Here is a 19,395-nt window from a genome sequence, read left to right as displayed (position 1 = left end):
TGCATGAAGGGAACGGATGATGCAAAAAAAATAATTGAGGAAAGTCCATATAGGGTCGAATTGGACGCTTCACTTGAAAAAATTAGTGAGTTGTTGGAAAAACAAGCGATTGAACCAACTGATTTACAATGGACGATCTTGATCAATCATGTGAATGAAATGATCAAACGCTCTAAAGCAAATGAAAAAATGACGGGTGTCGATCCTGCGATGTTTGAAGAGGTATCAAATGAAGCGTTGGAGATTGCTGATCAAGTTGTTCAGCATATTGGTAATTTACCGCAGGACGAAATGTATGTATTATCCATCCATTTTGAATCTGCTAAGCAAAATGAGGCATAAGAAACCAAGGAAGTAAGCAAGATAAAGACGTTCTTATTTTACAAGGACGATGTTTATTTGTTATTAACATAAAAATTGGAGGAATCAATTATGGTAACAGTAGTAATCGCAGATCGTTTAGGAAAAGGCCAAAATGTTGCAAAAGGAGTGGAAGCAGCTGGCGGCAAAGCAGTTGTTGTACCTGGAATGGGTGCAGACATGCGTTTAGGTGATGTGATGCAGCAGGAAAATGCGGATCTTGGCATTTCATTTTGCGGAAGCGGCGGCGCTGGAGCATTGACTGCAGCGACAAAATATGGATATCCGGAACGCCATGGGATGCGTTCGATCGATGAAGGTGTTACAGCGATCAATGATGGAAAAACAGTTTTAGGCTTTGGTTTCATGGATCAAGAAGAATTGGGCAAACGTATCGTTGAAGCCTATATGAAGAAAAACGCTTAATACAACCTGCTGTTTACAGCAAAAAGTTAGGGGAGGAAGTACCGATGGAACAAGTAACAATAAAAAAGAAGCAGGTCATTCAAGTTGAAGGAACAGGTAAGGAAAAAAATCTAGCTTTTGCCAATGCGCTCAATCAAATCCATAATCGAGTCTTAAAAGAGAAAAATGATGTGATCGTACGTATCGAACCTTTAGATATCACTATCCTAAAAGCAGAGCAAGAAACTTTTACGGAACGCTTTCTATTTTTCTTCTTGCCGAGAACACGTGCAGATTATCGCGTATTGCTTGATGTTACAGTTGAAATTACGTTGATCGAAATGGAGACTGTTCCATTCATCGAAAAAAAAGTTTCGGACCCAAATGGTCTTCCTCTTCCCTTTAGAAAAAATAAGAGAATGCATAAGGAGGCAAATTAAATGGATGTGGTAGTTGTTTTACTCAAATCATTATTGATTGGAGGAATTGTTGGTTTTGCAGCAGGTGCTGGCGCAGCGAGAATGTTTCATGCACCAAGTACACAAGGTTTAGGCGCATTTAGAACCCTAGGTGAAATGAATGCCTGTGAAGGAGATGCGGCCAGTCATTTTTCATTTGGATTAGGCTTCTTCTTCAACGCTTGGGCATCAACTGTGGGTGCGGGAGCTTTTACACAAGATGTGGATCACCGTGTTATTCCCAACTGGGCAGCAGCGGCATTATTGGTCAAAAATAAAAATGTCGCTGAAACAATGCATAACCCTAAGAAAATGGGGATTTCCGGTGCGCTTGTCGGAATGGTTGTTGTTGCATTTTTAAACACGACAGCTTCAGCAATCCCGGAATCATTACAAGTGACAGCGGTGGCTGTCTTGGTGCCTGCCGCAAATCTATTGATCAATACAGTGATGCCAGTGCTATTCTGGCTGGCTGCAATCGATGCCGGCAAACGTTCCGGACTTTGGGCAACGATTTTTGGAGGGCTAGCAACAATGATCATGGGAAATGCAGTTCCTGGTGTTGTTTTAGGGATCTTGATCGGTAAAGGTGTTGATGAAATCGGCTGGAACAAAGTAACGAAAAGCATGATGGCAGCAGTTATTTTATTATTTGTCTTAAGTGGTTTCTTCCGAGGCTTTGATTTACAGATGATCGAAAGCTTCCGTTTACAAATTCCGGGCTGGCTGCAAAACATGCATGATGTATTTAGTGTTGGCAATTAGTAAAAGACAAAGGAGAGGAGATATATAATGGAAGAAACAGTAGGCGTAGGATTAGAAGAGAAAAAGAATTTTTGGTTTGCTGACTGGTCATTTCCGATTTTAGTTGGGTTATTATCAGCGGGTGTTTTTGCTGGAACGCATATGTATTTCGAGCATGGCGTAGGAGCGTTTAATGAAGTAGCGATCGTTGCGATGTTAAAAGCTGGTATGGATGGTGGTTCTTATGGAGCTGCCGCGGCATTTGGTGCTAGCTTCTTATTTGCACGAATTTTAGAAGGTTCACTTGTTGGGATCTTGGATATTGGCGGTGCGATTTTAACAGGAGTTGGGATTGGTGTTCCTGCGATTTTACTAAGTATGAATATTACCGCCCCTGTTGAGAATTTTGCTTTGTCATTACTTACCGGGATGGTTCTTGGATTGATTATCGGTGGTATTATCATCATGATTCGTAAGTTTACGATCAATCAGTCTAATTCAACCTTTGGTGCAGACGTTATGATGGGGGCTGGAAATGCTTCTGGACGTTTCTTAGGGCCTTTGATCATTATCAGTGCATGTGGCGCATCAGCACCAATCGGCATTGGTTCGATTATCGGAGCGGTGATTTTCTACGTATGGAAAAAACCGATTGCCGGTGGAGCAATTTTAGGTGCTATGATCTTTGGTGCAATATTCCCAGTAGATTTACCTAGCTAAAAAGAAATAAAGTTGCACTTTTCTTTTGAAAACCGTTTACATTATAATGTTACTATGTTAGTATGAATTTGAAATAATTTTGATTTATTTTATACTAATTTTTTGAACGGAGGACAAAAGAAATGAATGGTTTTGTGTTATGGATGGAGCAGCATCTGATGCCTGTTGCCAATAAGTTTGGTTCACAGCGGCATATGGTGGCGATCAGAAAAGGGTTGATCGCAACGATGCCATTAACGATTGTGGGGTCTTTCTTTACTGTATTTCAAAATATTCCGATCGAGGCATATACGAAGTTTATCACGCCTTATTTACCAGTATTGGATATTCCGTCAAGATATACGATGGGGATTTTAGCGTTGTATGCAACATTTGGGATCGCTTCGGCATTAGCGAAAAGCTATAAGCTGGACTCATTAAGCTGCGGGCTGCTTGCATTGATGGCGTTTTTGGTCACAGCCGCTCCTCCAACACGTGTGATGGAAGATGTGACAGATGTGATCAGTGCAGGGCGCTACATTAATTTGGCTAACTTAGGCTCCGCTTCATTATTTGGCGCAATCGTTACAGCATTGATCTCTGTCGAAATTTATCGTTTCTTTATCGTAAAAAATATTACGATCAAAATGCCTGAAGGTGTTCCGCCAGAAGTATCAAATTCATTTATTGCATTGATTCCAGGTGCAGTGATTTTAATGTTATTCTGGGTGATCCGTCACATTTTAGGTTTTGATTTGAATGGCTTCTTAAGTACAATCTTGATGCCGCTGAAAGGAATCTTAGCTGGTAATAGCTTATTCGGCGGACTTCTAACTGTTTTCTTGATTTGCTTTTTCTGGGTATTGGGTATTCACGGACCGGCAATCATGGGTCCTGTCATTCGTCCATTTTGGGATATGTCTATCGCAGAAAATGTGGATGCTTTTACTAATGGTGTCAGCGCAAATAATTTACCGAATATTTTCACTGAACAATTTTTACAATGGTTTATCTGGATCGGCGGAGCTGGGACTACACTTGCATTAGTTGTTTTGATGATGTTTTCAAAATCAAAATATTTGAAGAGTTTAGGTCGTTTATCTTTCCTTCCGGGAATTTTCAATATCAATGAACCGATCATTTTCGGAACACCGATCGTGATGAATCCAATTCTAGGGATTCCATTTATCGTAGCACCATTAGTGACTACGACACTTTCTTATTTCTTGACGATCAGTAATGTAGTGCCGATGATGATGGCACGTCTAGGATTTGCTTTTCCAGCCCCGATCGCGGCTTGGATGAGTACCAACTGGAGCATTACTGCAGCACTGCTTGTTTGTGTCAATTTCGTGATTACTTTGGCGATCTACTACCCGTTCTTCAAAGTATATGAAAAACAACAATTAGATAAAGAAGCAGAAGAACTAGCAGCAGAGCAAAAAGCAAAAGAAGCTGTTTAATCTAAAAGAGAGGGAGGGTAGTAAAGGAACTACCCTCTTCGGTGTTTAATTATGATGATTTGGTTTATAGTATTTTTCATTGCAAGTCAAATAATGATCGAAAAAAACTGGCTGCCTAAAAAGATTCTTAAGCTGAGATTACTGCCTTTGTGTGCGGTATCGATCGCAATGATTATACTGGCGATCATAGTAGGGATCATGAGTCACTCCCCGATCTTTGTGGTAGGATCGATGACGATCTTATGCGGCTCGCTTATTTCTTGGCGTTACAGAACTTTTGGCGCTGGGGTATTAGAGAAAAATGAAAAATCGGAAGTAAGAAACTAAACAGGAGCAAGTACTTAGAGCGGAGGAAACAGTAATGAAACGAGCGTTAGGTGTATCAGTTTATCCAGACCATAGCGATATAGAAAAGGACAAAGCTTATTTGAAGAAGGCAAGCGAATGCGGATTTTCACGCATTTTTATGAGTATGCTGGAGGTAACCGAAGGAAAAGAAGTCGTGAAAGAAAAATTCAAATCATTGATTGGTTATGCGAAAGGATTGGGCTATGAAACGATTCTGGATGTAGCACCGAATATTTTTGATGAATTAGAGATTTCTTACGATGACCTGACCTTCTTTGCTGAAACAGGTGCCGATGGGATTCGTTTAGATGCAGGTTTCGATGGAAATAAAGAAGCAAAATTGACGTACAATCCTTTCGATTTAGCGATCGAGCTGAATATGAGTAACGATGTCGCTTACTTAGACAATATTTTGACTTATGAAGCAAACGTGCCGTTTTTATACGGGTGTCATAATTTTTATCCGCAGGAAGGAACGGCATTGCCTTATGATTTCTTTGAGCGTTGTAGTGTTCGTTTCAAAAAACAGGGAATTCGGACGGCTGCTTTCATCAATTCTCAAGCTGGAGTCATTGGTCCCTGGGATGTAAATGATGGGTTACCAACACTGGAAATGCACCGCCATTTACCTGTAGAAGTACAAGCAAAACACTTATTTGCTACTGGATTGATCGATGATGTGATCATCGGCAATGCGTATGCATCTGATGAAGAATTAGAAGCATTAGGTCAGTTGAATCGCTACCAGCTTGCATTGGCAATTGAATTTACCAAAGAAGCTAGTACGGTTGAAAAAGAGATTACATTGACTGAGCAGCACTTTAGACGTGGCGATATCACAGACCAGGTGGTTCGTTCAACGGAGGTACGTAAAAAATACAAAAATGAAGCGAATCCAGCACATGATAATACACAAGCCTTTCAAATCGGTGATGTTGTCATCGGAAATGATGCGTTTGGGAAATACAAAAATGAACTGCAGATTGTTTTACAGCCGCATACCGATGACCGTAAAAATAAAGTAGGGAAAATAACAGAAGATGAATTGTTGTTATTGGATTTTGTAAAACCCTGGACAAAATTTAGATTTATAGAAAAGTAGGGGATAAAATGAGTTACGACTTAATCATAAAAAACGGCTTGACGATCAATGGTGATCCGATAGAAATAGCTATCAGTGACGGGAAAATAGTAAAAGTGTCGGAAAGGATCGAAGCAGACAGTAAAGAACAGATTGCACTGGACGGACAAACATATGTATCCGCAGGCTGGATCGATGATCATGTTCATTGCTTTGAAAAAATGACCTTGTACTATGATTTCCCGGATGAAATCGGTGTGAAAAAAGGCGTAACGACAGTTATTGATGCCGGAACGACGGGCGCTGAAAATATTCATGAGTTTTATGATCTTGCCAAACAAGCGAAAACCAATGTCTATGCCTTGGTCAACATCTCAAAATGGGGCATTGTTGAGCAAGATGAATTAGCTGATTTAAGCAAAGTGAAAGAAGAACTAGTTCATAAGGCACTGACAGAATTACCAGATTTTGTGGTAGGGATCAAAGCAAGAATGAGTAAAACCGTGATTGGTGAAAATGGGATCACACCTTTGGAGATGGCTAAAAAAATTCAAAAAGAGAATAATGGTCTGCCGTTGATGGTGCATATTGGCTCTGCTCCGCCTGAATTAGATGAAATTTTAGCACATATGACTAAAGGGGATGTTTTGACTCACTGCTTTAATGGCAAACCAAACGGCATTTTGGACAAAGAAAGTGATAAGATCAAAGATTTTGCCTGGGCTGCTTATGATAAAGGGGTCGTTTTTGATATTGGTCACGGTACAGACAGCTTTAATTTCCATGTAGCAGAAACTGCGCTAAAAGAGGGGATGAAGGCATCTTCGATCAGTACTGATATTTATATTCGTAACCGTGAAAATGGGCCTGTCTATGATTTAGCCACAACGATGGAAAAATTACGTGTCGTAGGCTATGAGTGGCCGGAGATCATTGAAAAAGTCACAGATGTACCAGCTAAAAATTTTCATTTTGATACAAAAGGTCATCTAAAAGAAGGCTACGATGGTGATATCACGATTTTCACGATTAAAGAAGGACAAAAAATATTGACTGATTCAAATGGTTTCACACGAGAAGCAAAAGAATTGATCACACCAGTAAAAACAATCATTGGAGGCACAGTTTATGACAATTAGCTATGAAAAATTCAATCTAAAAGAAGTCATCAATGCATCCGGAAAAATGACTATTCTGGGTGTGTCAAAAGTTTCCGAAAATGTCATAGCTGCTCAACGCTTCGGTGGAGAACACTTTTTTGAAATGAGTGAGCTGAGTATCCAGACAGGAGCTTATCTAGCTAAGCTATTGAAGGTGGAAGATGCGCAGGTCGTTTCTTCTGCTTCTGCAGGAATCGCACAAAGTGTGGCGGCGCTGATCGGTGAAGGCTCTGTGTATCATGCGTATCATCCTTATACCGATAAAGTGACCAAACGGGAAATCATTTTACCCAAAGGACATAATGTCGATTATGGTACGCCTGTCGAAGTGATGGTGGAACAAGGCGGCGGTCATGTGGTCGAAGCTGGTTATGCCAATATGTGTACACCAGAGCATATTGAAATGATGATCACGGAGCAGACAGCGGCGATTTTATACATTAAAAGTCATCACACTGTCCAAAAAAGTATGTTAAGCGTAAAAGAAGCGGCAACAGTCGCACAAAAACACAAACTGCCGTTGATCGTTGATGCAGCGGCGGAGGAAGACTTGTTCAAGTATATTGAAGCTGGCGCTGATCTAGTGATCTACAGCGGAGCTAAAGCCATTGAAGGACCAAGTGCTGGTCTGGTGATTGGTAAAAAAGACTACATCGACTGGCTGCGGCTGCAAGGCAAAGGCATTGGTCGTGCTATGAAGATCGGTAAGGACAATATCTTAGGTTTCACTCAAGCTGTAGAAGATTACGTGAAAAACGGCAGTGAATCCGGTGAGTCGATGCAGGCCCGACTAACGCCTTTCATTGAAGCCTTGAATCAAATAGATCATATCAAAGCAAGTGTCGTTCAAGACGGTGCAGGACGTGATATTTACAGAGCAAGCATCAAAGTGACAGGTGCTAAATCAGCAAAAGAAGTCATCCAAGCGTTAAAAGCGGAAAGTCCCGCTATTTATACCCGAGAATATCAAGCCAACAATGGGATCATCGAATTCGATATTCGTTCGGTCAACGAAACAGAAATGAAAAAAATCGTGACTCGTTTAACAGAGATCATGAACTAAATCACTTATATAGAGGAGAGAAATTAAACATGTCATTAACCCCAAATTATTTAGAAGACCGTATTTGTTTGAATGTATTAGCCAACTCAGTAGAAAACGCCAAAGCATGCTATGAAGCTGCAGACGGCCACGTGATCTTAGGTGTATTATCTAAAAACTATCCGACAGATGAAGCTGCGATCGAAGATATGAAAAAATATGCAGCTGAAACAAACAACGCTTTATCCGTTGGTCTAGGTGCAGGAGATCCAAATCAAAGCCAAATGGTCAGCCGAATCTCAGCAGAATTACAACCACAGCACGTCAACCAAGTTTTTACAGGAGTAGGCACTTCTCGTGCTTTATTAGGTCAAAATGACACGATCGTCAATGGTTTAGTGTCTCCAACAGGGAAAGTTGGGATCGTGAATATCGCAACAGGCCCGCTAAGCTCACAAGCACCAGCAGGAGAAGTACCGATCGAAACAGCGATCAAATTACTTCAAGATATGGGCGGCAGCTCGATCAAATATTTCCCAATGAAAGGTTTAGCACACATCGAAGAATACAAAGCCGTAGCAGAAGCCTGTGCAAAATATGATTTTTACTTAGAGCCTACAGGCGGGATCGATTTAGAAAACTTTGAAGAAATCGTTCAGATCGCAGTTGATGCAGGTGTTAAGAAAATTATTCCACACGTTTACAGCTCGATCATCGATAAAGAAACAGGCGACACTAAACCAGAAGATGTGAAGATCTTACTAAGCATGATGAAAAATACGTTGAAAAAATAAACGCGCAATGAACTTGTTCGACACTGATCGAAAAATGGAAAGAGAGCGGGTCAAAACTAAAAATCAGTTTTGATTCGCTCTTTAAACCCAAATAAACGGTGAATAAAAACAGCTCCTTCTTATTTCTCGGAGTGAAGCACTTTTATCTTATCTTCGTATGTTGAACATTTAGTTTGGCATACGATGAGATTCAAATTGAGTGCTGTCTTAGTTCATAACGCTGGAAAGTAGGCAAAAACAGAATGAAAATAGCGGCTTTTGGTGAAGTGATGATGCGTTTAACACCGCCCGAATATTTAATGTTGGAACAAACAAAAGAGTTACGTCTCGATTTTACTGGTACAGGTGTCAATATTCTAAGTAACTTAGCTCATTTTGGCTGTCAAACAAGTTTGATCACAAATCTGCCGGATAATCGTTTAGGTGATGCGGCTAAAGCAAGTATTCGTCAACTAGGGATTCAAGATCACTGGATTGGTAGCTTTGGCGATCATATTGGTTCTTATTTTGCAGAGATGGGTTTCGGTATAAGGCCGACACAAGTAACTTATCAGAATCGGCGGAGCAGCTCATTTGGAAAAAGTGATGCGGAGGCTTATGATTTTGCTTCGTTTCTAGAAGAAATTGATTTAGTGCATATTTGTGGGATTGCCTTGAGTTTGACGGATGAAACCCGTAATGCAGCTTTTGATTTAGCTAAAAAGGCTCATGAAAAAGGAGTAAAAGTCTGTTTTGATTTTAACTTCCGTCCTAGCTTGAATGAAGAGCATGGAGTTTTATTTATGCGGGAACAATATGAGAAAATTTTACCTTATTGTGATCTAGTTTTCGGCAGTCAACGTGATTTGACCGATTTGTTAGGAATGGAATTGACGGAGTCTCTAGCACCTTCACAACAGTTTGAAGTGATCGTTCATGAATTTATGGCTAAATACGGCATTGCTCATTTTGCTGGAACTTTCCGCCAAAGGGAAGGAGACAAACATTATCTTTCAGGATTTTTAGCTGACTCTGAAATCGTTGTTCAAGCAAAACCAAGAGAAATCATCAATTTAGATCGAATTGGTGCTGGAGACGGTTATGCAGCTGGTATTTTACTTGGTGTTGTTGAAAATTGGTCTTTAGAGGAAAGTGTGGCGTTTGCGACAGCGAATGGTGTTTTAGCTCATACGATTCAAGGAGATGTGCCATTAACCACACGAAAACAAGTAAAACATATCATGGAGCATCCGACGATCGATCTGATTCGTTAGTGAAGTATTTGAGGATAAGAGGAAGCCTTTCTTGTAAAGGACTGCATTCCTACTTATTAAATTTTTAGAGCACCATTCAAAACGGATATTTCGTTCTGAACGGTGCTCTTTTAATCTAGTCTTTTTTTCATTATAATAAGATAGAAATGATAAGTCTCTAAAGTAATATAGCGAAACCATTTACGGATAACAGATAAATTGTTATGCTTAGGAGGCGAGTGCTGTTGAGACGTGACATGTTCGTATGAAAATAAAACTGGCTACAGGAGGAGATCGATATGACCGATGAAAATATTTGGAAAGCTCTGAACGATGATGTTTTAAAAGATAGTATTCGCAAACGACCAGGTATGTACATTGGCGGAATTGGTCCAACTGGTTTGGAAAGTATGGTATTGCAAGTCTTAGATCATCTATTGCAGTTAGCCGTAGATATACAGCAGGCTGAACTATCTATTGAATTATCAGAAAAACAATTTATCTTTTCTTTTTTCAGCAAGAAAGGCTTACTTTTAAATAAACAGCCGGAAGAACAATATACACCGCCTTATCTATTTTTATCCGTAGTGAATGCCTTATCCGAGCAGTTGGGGTTTGGTGTGGAAAAATTAGGGAAGCGTACGATCCAGATCTATCAAAATGGTGAACTGAGCAAAAAAGCATTGATTCCTTCTGAGGATGAGGGACAGCGGATCGAGCTGGCGTTTACCCCTGCGGAAACTTTTTTCGGCGATAAGCAATTATCTTATTTTATTTTATTTAATCGCTGTCAAGAGTTAGCGATGCTAAACAGCGGCTTGACGATTTCTCTGACAGACGGGAAGAAACAGAAAAATTATTTCCACTATAAAAAAGGTCTTGAAGAATATATTTTTCAAAAGGATGACAGTATCACACGAGGCAGTACACCTCTTTCGATCAATACAGTCAGTGAGGGTGTAACGATTCAGGCAGTCATTTCAAAAAATGGGTCAACAAGTATCAAAGATAGCTTTGTCAATGGCCATTTTCCTGCGGACGGCGGGACTCATTTAGATGGATTTATCGATGGAACAGTAGATGCAGTTAATCAGTTTTTGAAGGAAACAAATCGTCTGCAGTATTTGACTGCAGAAAATTTTCCTGAACGTTTTGATATAGTATTATCGATTCGCTTGAAGCGTCCAAGATATACAGGGGCAGTCAAGAAAAAAATCAGAAACCCTGAACTATATAAAATCGTTAAAGAAGCTGTTTTTGCTGAAGTTGCTACTTTCTTAAAACGTCATCCAAGCTGGTATTTGAATTAATGAAAAGAAGGAAAGTCCATGAAGATTTTTATTGATGGTGATGGCTCACCAGTGAAAGATACAGCCATTTCAGTTGCGCAGATGTATGAGATCGAGGTTGTGATTGTGACAAGTATCGATCATTATTCATTAAAAGAATATCCAAAAAATGTTTCTTTTACATACGTTGATAAAGGAGCAGATGCAGCAGATTACAAAATCGTGCAATTGATCAAATCTGGAGATATATTAGTGACACAAGATTATGGTTTGGCTTCATTGGTTTTACCTAAAGGCGTGCGTGTGTTACATCAAAGAGGCACTGAATATACAGCAGAGACGATCGATGGGCTGTTGGAACAGCGTTACTTTAGTGCAAAGGTTCGTAAAAGCGGCGGGCGTACGAAAGGGCCAAAACCATTTACTCAAATAGATCGAGACGCATTTAGACAAAAATTGATCACATTGCTTGAAGAAGTTGTTTAAGGAATGAATAAGGCATTGAGAAAAAATGTCTTATTTTTATTTATTTCGCTATTTGTTTCTATTCGGGTTGCGGGTTTTATGCTAAAATATGAAAGAGCAGTTTTGCCTGTTTTTTTAAATCTATGAATATATGAAGAATTTTAGGAGGAAGAGCATTTGAAGATTACTTTGCTATATGGTGGGAGAAGTGAAGAGCACGATGTTTCGATATTATCTGCCTATTCTGTTTTAAATGCGATTTATTATAATTACTATCAAGTTCAACTGGTTTATATTAGTAAAGCGGGTGAGTGGGTCAAAGGACCATTACTTTCAGAAAAGCCAGAGAGTGAAGAGGTCTTGAAATTAACTTGGTCGGACAGTGGCGAAGTAGACAAATGGGGAGAGTTCACAGGGAAAGTTATCCTGCCTTGCGAAATCAAAGAAGAAGATACGATCGTTTTCCCGGTACTTCATGGACCGAATGGCGAAGACGGAACTATCCAAGGTTTTTTAGAGACGATAGGAATGCCGTATGTCGGCGCTGGTGTTTTGGCTAGTGCTAATGCAATGGATAAGATCATGACCAAATATCTACTGCAAACAGCTGGAATTCCGCAAGTTCCTTTTGTACCAGTATTGAAAAGTAATTGGAAAGAAAATCCTAAAAAAGTTTTTGAGCAATGTGAAGGCTCATTGATTTATCCTGTTTTTGTGAAGCCGGCAAATATGGGATCAAGTGTAGGGATCAGTAAAGCTGAAAATCGTGAAGAACTGCAAAATGCTTTGGAAGAAGCATACCGCTATGACTCTAGAGCGATCGTTGAGCAAGGGATCGAAGCGCGTGAAATCGAAGTAGCGATTTTAGGAAATGAAGATGTGCGGACGACCTTGCCGGGAGAAATCGTGAAAGATGTTGATTTTTATGACTATAATTCAAAATATATCGACAATCAAATCACTATGCAGATTCCAGCTGAAGTCCCAGAAGAAGTTCATCAAAAAGCACAAGAATTTGCTAAAAAGGCCTATACGATCTTAGACGGCAGCGGCTTAAGCCGATGTGATTTCTTTTTGACTAGTAAAAATGAACTCTTTTTGAATGAGTTGAATACAATGCCGGGATTCACAGAATTTAGTATGTACCCGCTATTGTGGGAGAATATGGGCTTGAAATATAGCGATCTGATCGAAGAATTGATCCAGTTAGCTTTGAACCGCTTTAAGCAAAGACAAAGCTTTTACGAAAGATAATAACTTTAAAGGGAGGGGGTAAAACGTTGGACGTCTTATCTCAGCCCTTTTATAGTGAAGAAAGCAATTGCAGGAAGGAAAAAAATCAATGAAACTAACTTTTTGGGAGGCAGCAGAAGCTGTCAAGGCAGAAAATGATTGGAAGCAATGGGCAGATTTTGAATTGACAGGACTTGAATTTGATAGTCGTTTGATTACAGCGGGGAATTTATTTGTTCCTTTAAAAGGAGCGAATGATGGACACTCATTCATCTCAAGTGCCGTAGAAAAAGGAGCAGGGGCTGCTTTTTGGAGTAGAGCAGATGATGTACCTGTTGAATTACCTTTTCTTAAGGTTTCTGATACGCTAAAGGCAATGCAGGATCTGGCTGTTTACTACTTAAAGAAGATGACACCAACAGTAATTGCAGTGACTGGAAGCAATGGAAAGACAACAACAAAAGATATGACAGAAGCTGTTTTATCTCAACAATTCAAGACGTATAAAACACAGGGGAATTATAATAATGACATCGGTCTGCCTTATACTATTTTACATATGCCCGATGAAACAGAAAAACTGATTTTAGAAATGGGTATGGATCATGCACATGAAATTGATTTTCTCTCAACATTAGCTCAGCCAGAAGTTGCTGCGATCACAATGATCGGTGAAGCTCATATCGAGAATCTAGGTTCAAGAGCTGGAATTGCCCAAGCAAAAATGGAAATCACTGCAGGCTTAGATAAATCAGGTTTATTGTTGATACCAGCTGAAGAGCCGTTATTGTTACCTTTGATCAATGGATTGCCTCAGACGATCAAGACCTTTGGTTGGCATGATGCCGACTGTCAGGCTGAAATCGTCACGGAACAAAAAGAACAAAGCACATTTAAAATAAAAGGCTCCGATACATTATTTACGATACCTGTTCCAGGTAAATATAATATTGGGAACGCTCTGATCGCGATTAGTATTGGTCAGTGGTTCGGTCTTGCAGAAGAAAAAATCCAAGCAGGTTTAGCAAACTTCAAGCTAACGAAAAATCGAACAGAATGGTTGAAAAATCAACAATCTGTTGAAATATTGAGTGACGTTTATAACGCGAATCCAACTGCGATGAATTTAGTTTTAGATAGCTTCAGCCAAATGGCGACTTCTGGAAAACGTGTAGCAGTTCTGGGAGATATGCTGGAATTAGGTCCTGATTCCGCTGCGATGCATGCTTCTGTCAGTGAACATTTAAATCCAAATGAAATTGCTGAAGTTTTACTTTATGGGACTGAAATGAAGGCATTGTACAATGCGTTGAAGAAAAACTATCCTGAAAATAAAGTCTATTACTTTTCTAAGGAAGAAAAAGACAGCTTGATCGATACACTGCAATCGATCCTAAAAGCTGAAGATATGGTTGTCTTAAAAGGAAGTAATGGTATGGGCTTAAATGAAGTTGTGGAACAATTGATGAAAAGTTAGCAAGCTTTCATAAAACTTGCTGAAAACGCAAAACTATGCTAAAATAACCTATTGCCGAAAGATCGAAGTAAAGTAATGGAATACGCTTCTATACTAAGAAGGAATTCTATTTATAATAAAGATTAAAAAAGCTGAACGACGTCGTTTGGCTTTTCTAGTGCCATTGGCTTCATAAGGTGGATTTTTCGGTAACACTGATCAGAAAATAAAATAGACCTATGTTGAAGGTCTACAAAGCGGAGGAACATTTTCCCATCAGTGAAAGTCAAATCACCTGTAACAAAGGAAGAAGTATTTCTTCTGAAACAAACATTTATTAGGAGGATCTCATTTGAAATTTAGAGAACTAGGCTTAGCACCAGAATTATTGTCAGCAATCGAGCGTTCAGGATTTGAAGAAGCAACACCCATCCAGGAAGAAACGATCCCATTAGCAATCGAAGGAAAAGACGTTATTGGACAAGCGCAAACAGGAACAGGTAAGACAGCTGCTTTTGGTTTACCGATGCTGCAAAAAATAGATACATCAAACCGTGTATTACAAGGAATCGTAATCGCTCCTACACGTGAGTTAGCAATTCAAACACAGGAAGAACTTTTCCGTTTAGGTCGCGATAAAAAAATTCGTGTTCAGGCAGTATATGGCGGAGCAGATATCGGTCGTCAGATTCGTGGACTGAAAGATAATCCGCATATCGTTGTCGGAACACCAGGACGTTTATTGGATCATATCAATCGTCGTACCTTAAAATTAGAAACAATTGAAACACTTGTTTTAGATGAAGCAGATGAAATGTTAAACATGGGCTTTTTAGAAGACATCGAAAAAATCATTTCTAAAATTCCATCTGAGCGTCAAACACTGCTATTTTCAGCAACAATGCCGCCTGCAATCAAAAATATCGGCGTTAAATTCATGAAACAACCTGAGCACGTAAAAATCAAAGCAAAAGAAATGACTGCTGATTTGATCGATCAATACTATGTACGCTCAAAAGATTTTGAAAAATTTGATATCATGACTCGTTTACTAGATGTACAAACACCAGAATTGACCATTGTTTTTGGTCGTACAAAACGTCGTGTAGATGAATTGGCACGTGGGCTTGAGGCGCGTGGTTATAAAGCAGAAGGTATTCATGGCGATTTGTCTCAACAAAAACGTATGAGCGTATTGCGTTCATTTAAAAATGGTAGTTTAGATATCCTAGTTGCGACAGATGTGGCTGCTCGAGGCCTAGATATTTCTGGTGTGACTCATGTTTACAACTACGATATTCCGCAAGATCCTGAAAGCTATGTTCACCGTATCGGCCGTACAGGTCGTGCTGGTAAAGGCGGTATGTCTGTTACTTTCGTTACACCAAACGAAATGGGCTACTTACATGTCATTGAGGATTTAACAAAAAAACGTATGACACCATTACGTCCGCCAAGTGAAAAAGAAGCTTTCAAAGGGCAACTAGGTGCTGCGATCGAGACTGTTGAAGAAAAACTAGAAGAAAACGGTTTGGAAAATTACTTGCCATCAGCTGCAAATCTTTTAGAAAAATATTCTGCTGAAGACTTGGCAGCATTATTACTAAAAACAATTTCTAAAGACCCATCTGATGCTGTACCAGTAAAAATCACACCAGAACGCCCATTACCTTCAACTAAAAAAGGCTTCAACAAAAATAGCCGTGGTGGCGGTAATAATCGCAACCGTAACAAAAATGGCGGATATCGCGGCGGCAACAAAAACAATAAAGGTACTGGCGGCGGTAACAGTAATCACGGTGGTTACAACAAAAATAAAGATAACCGTTCAGTCAAAAGACATAATGATAAAAAACGCAGCTTTGTTATTAGAGACAATTCAAAATAATAAAACTACGAAAGCTGAAAAATAGAAATAAACCATTTCTATTTAATCATTTAATAAATTTCGTTCAGGTGCAGCAAGGCGTTTAAGCTTTGTTGCATCTTTTTATTAATTTTTCAATTATTGTGTGGAAAAATTGCTAAAATTTGATAGAATAAGAGTGATTTATAAATTATAAAAAGAGGGCTTGAAAGAATGATCAAAGGAATTGGTATAGATATGGTGGAACTTTCAAGAATCGAAAAAATTATTACACGCAAGTCTTCTTTTGTGAACAGAGTTTTAACTGAAAATGAACAAGCTCTTTTTGAAGAACTGCCTCATAAGCGACAAGTTGAATTTTTAGCGGGTCGTTTTGCTTGTAAAGAAGCATTTTCCAAAGCTTGGGGGACTGGCATTGGAGCAGTCGGATTACAAGATATCGAAATCTTGAAAGAAAAAAATGGCGCTCCTAAAGTGACGAAGTCGCCACATGATGGGCAGGTATTTGTATCTATTTCACATACGGAAACTAGCGCAGTGGCGCAGATAATATTAGAATCCAGCTAAATATTTTTAGCATCCACTGAATAAATAGCCTTAACAAAGAAGAAAATAAAAACGTCATTGTTTTATTTTTTGTTCGACTATAAAAGAAAGAAGGATACATATGGTTGTAGGATGGCATCGTCCAACCAAGTTAGTGATTGACACACAAGCAATAAAGCAAAACGTTCGTAATGAAATCAAGCGAATGCCCAGCAGCACAGAATTATTCGCTGTTGTAAAAGCAAATGGATACGGTCATGGTGCGATCCAGACAGCAAAAGCTGCTATTGAAGGTGGCGCGACAGGATTTTGTGTAGCTGTTTTAGACGAAGCAATCGAATTACGTGAAGCTGGTATTACAGAACCGATCCTTATTTTAGGAGTTGTAGATATTTCATACATAGACTTGCTGCTAAAGTATGACCTCTCAGTTACCGCGGCAACCCAAGAATGGTTAGAGCAGGCGAAAGAGCAGTTGATTCATCTGCAAGCAAAGACACCATTGAAAATACATATAAAAGTAGATACGGGAATGGGACGTATAGGCTTTACTTCACCAGAAATGGTTCAAAAAGCAGTAACTGTGGTGAAGTCTGAAAAAAGAATGCTGTGGGAAGGGTTATTTACCCATTTTTCAACAGCTGATGAGAAAGATACTGGCTACTTTCAAAAGCAGGAGCAGCGATTTAAAGAAGTTCTAGCTGTTTTAGATGAATTACCAAGATATGTTCATACTAGCAATAGCGCTACAGCATTTTGGCATCCTGAGCATACAGGGAACATGATTCGTTTTGGGATTGGACTATATGGATTAAATCCTTCTGGTCATGAATTGACAGAGGTTTATCCACTAAAACCAGCATTATCCTTAATATCAGAGCTGATACAGGTCAAGGAACTTCCAGCAGGAGAAGGCATTGGATATGGCAATACGTATACCACGACTGAAAATGAATGGATCGGAACGATCCCCATCGGTTATGCAGATGGCTGGTTGAGGCATTTAACAGGCTTTTCAGTACTGGTAGAAGGAGAAGCGTGTGAAATCGTTGGTAGAATTTGTATGGATCAATGCATGATCAGATTACCAAATCAAGTTGCAGTTGGAACAACAGTGACATTGATCGGGCACGATCATGGGAAAGAGATTACTATGCAGATGGTGGCAGATAAATTAGAAACGATCCATTATGAAGTTGCATGTACTTTTTCTGAGCGCTTGCCAAGGGAGTACAAATAGAATAGGAGGTTTCAAATGGTCAAAAGGGGTGACATATATTTTGCAGACTTATCCCCTGTAGTAGGATCAGAACAAGGGGGAGTACGTCCAGTACTAGTCATACAAAATAATTTAGGTAATCATTTTAGTCCGACCATCATTGTCGCAGCAATCACGGCAAAAATGGCGAAGCCAAAATTACCAACACATATAGGGATCAATTCTGAGGAAACCGGGATTGAAAGAGATTCTGTCATTTTATTAGAACAAATACGTACGATCGATAAAATACGTTTAAAAGAAAAAGTTTGCCATTTAGGCATCGAAGTCATGAACTCTGTTGACCGTGCATTGGGCGTTAGTGTAGGAATTCATGAAGAAGAACTAGAAGAAAATCTTGGTACATATCGCTGAGCATGTCAGACATTCTCAAAGGAAAACATAAAACAAAAGTCACATTTGTTGAAAGTAGATACTTAGATGAGCCACCGGAGAAAGCGTAGGTCAAACTCATTAGAACAAGCTGTTATTTTAAGCTCATCCACAATAGTAAACAAAAATATAAATAAAATGAAAGAAGAAAGAGCATTTGAAGCCAATCAAGTGCTTTTCTTTTGTTAAATTAATAAAAAAACACTAAAATTTTCTAGATAGGTTCTTGTTTTATTGACAATTGTCAGAGTTTATAAAAAAAAGTTGGCAATAACGCGACGTAATGTTACAATAAACTATGTATAATTGGGTAGAAAGTGGGTAACTTTCAAAAAAATAGATAAATATAGTGTTTTTTTATTAAGGAATAGAAGGAGTTTATATTTGATGACGATTTTTATGTTTGTGTTAACAGTACTATTGTTTCTTTTTTTCAGTTATCAGTTGTATGTACGCTTTCAGTTGGAAAGTTTAGATTCTGATAGTCCAAAAATGAAACGCAAGATAAATTTTTATAAGCATCAGGAAAATAATCGGTCACTATTATTTTTAATGATCGCAGCAATTATTTTTTGTTTAATCTTGTTAGGTATCTTGTATAATCAAAATACTTTGAGAAAAGATAATAAGGACTTAGAATTTAAGATAGAAGAAATTTCAGATGCCAGAGGTGGAACTTCTGGCACTGGGATCGAAAACTATAAAGAAAATACGCTGAAATTAGGTGAGTTTTCTTGGAAAAAAGTCATAGAGAGTCGTGATGCAAAAACATTAGACAACTATGAACTTCAATTTATGAGAGAATGGCAACCCTTTTTCGGAGAATCAAATGTAGCGATCATGATTAGCCAAAAAACAGAAACAATGACTATTGCAGTTTTTTCAACAGTACTAACTTATAGTGATTTCCAAACAGCTGAGAAAAATGTTGAAACTTTTATCAAAGAATTACAGCCAATAAAAGAGATCACAATGATTGATTTCACCTTTACATATCGAGACAAATCAAGCAAGCTATCAAAACAATCTATTGTTTATTCAAGAAATACGAAAGAAGATAATTTAGAAAAAGTCGCATTAGACAAGTAAGAGTAAGAGAAAT

General features: G+C 38.9%; 21 protein-coding genes. All 21 read left to right on the top strand.

Annotated features, from left to right (window positions below; translation table 11 throughout):
* The first annotated feature begins 3 nt into the window (after positions 1–3).
* Entirely contained in the window at positions 4–342 is a 339-nt protein-coding gene (locus IGI58_RS04580; protein ID WP_087640848.1) for a PRD domain-containing protein, read from the top strand.
* A 90-nt stretch (positions 343–432) separates the two neighbouring features.
* Positions 433–786: a glycine-rich SFCGS family protein gene (locus IGI58_RS04575; RefSeq protein ID WP_069664660.1), complete on the top strand. Its 354-nt coding sequence runs from the start codon at positions 433–435 to the stop codon at positions 784–786.
* A 44-nt stretch (positions 787–830) separates the two neighbouring features.
* Entirely contained in the window at positions 831–1,205 is a 375-nt protein-coding gene (locus tag IGI58_RS04570; protein WP_225533535.1) for a DUF4312 family protein, read from the top strand.
* Positions 1,206–1,988, top strand: a complete 783-nt coding sequence (locus IGI58_RS04565) for a DUF4311 domain-containing protein (RefSeq protein WP_225533536.1) — start codon at positions 1,206–1,208, stop codon at positions 1,986–1,988. It abuts the gene before it with no gap.
* Between the two features lie 27 nt (positions 1,989–2,015).
* Positions 2,016–2,687: a DUF4310 family protein gene (locus IGI58_RS04560; RefSeq protein WP_087640851.1), complete on the top strand. Its 672-nt coding sequence runs from the start codon at positions 2,016–2,018 to the stop codon at positions 2,685–2,687.
* A gap of 122 nt (positions 2,688–2,809) precedes the next feature.
* Complete coding sequence (locus IGI58_RS04555; protein WP_087640852.1) at positions 2,810–4,129, top strand: PTS sugar transporter subunit IIC; 1,320 nt, start codon at positions 2,810–2,812, stop codon at positions 4,127–4,129.
* A gap of 54 nt (positions 4,130–4,183) precedes the next feature.
* Positions 4,184–4,456 (top strand): hypothetical protein, encoded by a 273-nt coding sequence (locus IGI58_RS04550; RefSeq protein WP_225533537.1) that lies wholly within the window; start codon positions 4,184–4,186, stop codon positions 4,454–4,456.
* A gap of 34 nt (positions 4,457–4,490) precedes the next feature.
* A complete protein-coding gene (locus IGI58_RS04545) occupies positions 4,491–5,579 on the top strand; it encodes a DUF871 domain-containing protein (RefSeq protein ID WP_087640854.1) in 1,089 nt (362 codons plus the stop codon).
* Between the two features lie 8 nt (positions 5,580–5,587).
* Complete coding sequence (locus IGI58_RS04540) at positions 5,588–6,697, top strand: amidohydrolase/deacetylase family metallohydrolase (protein WP_429954322.1); 1,110 nt, start codon at positions 5,588–5,590, stop codon at positions 6,695–6,697.
* Positions 6,687–7,781, top strand: a complete 1,095-nt coding sequence (locus IGI58_RS04535; protein WP_429954323.1) for a DgaE family pyridoxal phosphate-dependent ammonia lyase — start codon at positions 6,687–6,689, stop codon at positions 7,779–7,781. The genes IGI58_RS04540 and IGI58_RS04535 overlap by 11 nt, the downstream gene beginning before the upstream one ends.
* 29 nt (positions 7,782–7,810) lie before the next feature.
* The gene (gene dagF / locus IGI58_RS04530) at positions 7,811–8,554 is read left to right on the top strand and encodes a 2-dehydro-3-deoxy-phosphogluconate aldolase (RefSeq protein WP_429954324.1); all 744 of its coding nucleotides are present in this window, start codon (positions 7,811–7,813) and stop codon (positions 8,552–8,554) included.
* A gap of 242 nt (positions 8,555–8,796) precedes the next feature.
* A complete protein-coding gene (locus tag IGI58_RS04525; protein ID WP_429954325.1) occupies positions 8,797–9,807 on the top strand; it encodes a sugar kinase in 1,011 nt (336 codons plus the stop codon).
* A gap of 278 nt (positions 9,808–10,085) precedes the next feature.
* Positions 10,086–11,096 (top strand): hypothetical protein, encoded by a 1,011-nt coding sequence (locus tag IGI58_RS04520; RefSeq protein ID WP_087640859.1) that lies wholly within the window; start codon positions 10,086–10,088, stop codon positions 11,094–11,096.
* A gap of 18 nt (positions 11,097–11,114) precedes the next feature.
* Positions 11,115–11,561: a YaiI/YqxD family protein gene (locus tag IGI58_RS04515; RefSeq protein ID WP_087640860.1), complete on the top strand. Its 447-nt coding sequence runs from the start codon at positions 11,115–11,117 to the stop codon at positions 11,559–11,561.
* A 156-nt stretch (positions 11,562–11,717) separates the two neighbouring features.
* Positions 11,718–12,794: a D-alanine--D-alanine ligase gene (locus IGI58_RS04510; protein ID WP_087640861.1), complete on the top strand. Its 1,077-nt coding sequence runs from the start codon at positions 11,718–11,720 to the stop codon at positions 12,792–12,794.
* Between the two features lie 88 nt (positions 12,795–12,882).
* Entirely contained in the window at positions 12,883–14,250 is a 1,368-nt protein-coding gene (locus IGI58_RS04505) for a UDP-N-acetylmuramoyl-tripeptide--D-alanyl-D-alanine ligase (RefSeq protein WP_429954326.1), read from the top strand.
* Positions 14,251–14,581: 331 nt separating this feature from the next.
* Positions 14,582–16,117, top strand: coding sequence for a degradosome RNA helicase CshA (cshA, locus tag IGI58_RS04500; protein ID WP_429954327.1), 1,536 nt, complete (start codon positions 14,582–14,584; stop codon positions 16,115–16,117).
* 192 nt (positions 16,118–16,309) lie between these two features.
* The gene (gene acpS, locus IGI58_RS04495) at positions 16,310–16,663 is read left to right on the top strand and encodes a holo-ACP synthase (RefSeq protein WP_087640864.1); all 354 of its coding nucleotides are present in this window, start codon (positions 16,310–16,312) and stop codon (positions 16,661–16,663) included.
* Between the two features lie 100 nt (positions 16,664–16,763).
* A complete protein-coding gene (gene alr / locus IGI58_RS04490) occupies positions 16,764–17,882 on the top strand; it encodes an alanine racemase (RefSeq protein ID WP_429954328.1) in 1,119 nt (372 codons plus the stop codon).
* A gap of 15 nt (positions 17,883–17,897) precedes the next feature.
* Positions 17,898–18,275: a type II toxin-antitoxin system PemK/MazF family toxin gene (locus tag IGI58_RS04485; protein ID WP_087640866.1), complete on the top strand. Its 378-nt coding sequence runs from the start codon at positions 17,898–17,900 to the stop codon at positions 18,273–18,275.
* A 405-nt stretch (positions 18,276–18,680) separates the two neighbouring features.
* The gene (locus IGI58_RS04480) at positions 18,681–19,382 is read left to right on the top strand and encodes a hypothetical protein (RefSeq protein ID WP_225533545.1); all 702 of its coding nucleotides are present in this window, start codon (positions 18,681–18,683) and stop codon (positions 19,380–19,382) included.
* Positions 19,383–19,395 lie beyond the last annotated feature (13 nt).

It is taken from the genome of Enterococcus sp. AZ020 (assembly GCF_050499205.1).
Classification (GTDB): domain Bacteria; phylum Bacillota; class Bacilli; order Lactobacillales; family Enterococcaceae; genus Enterococcus_L; species Enterococcus_L dunnyi.
Note: the sequence above shows the minus strand (reverse complement) of the source record. Positions and strands in the feature narration are given on the sequence as shown.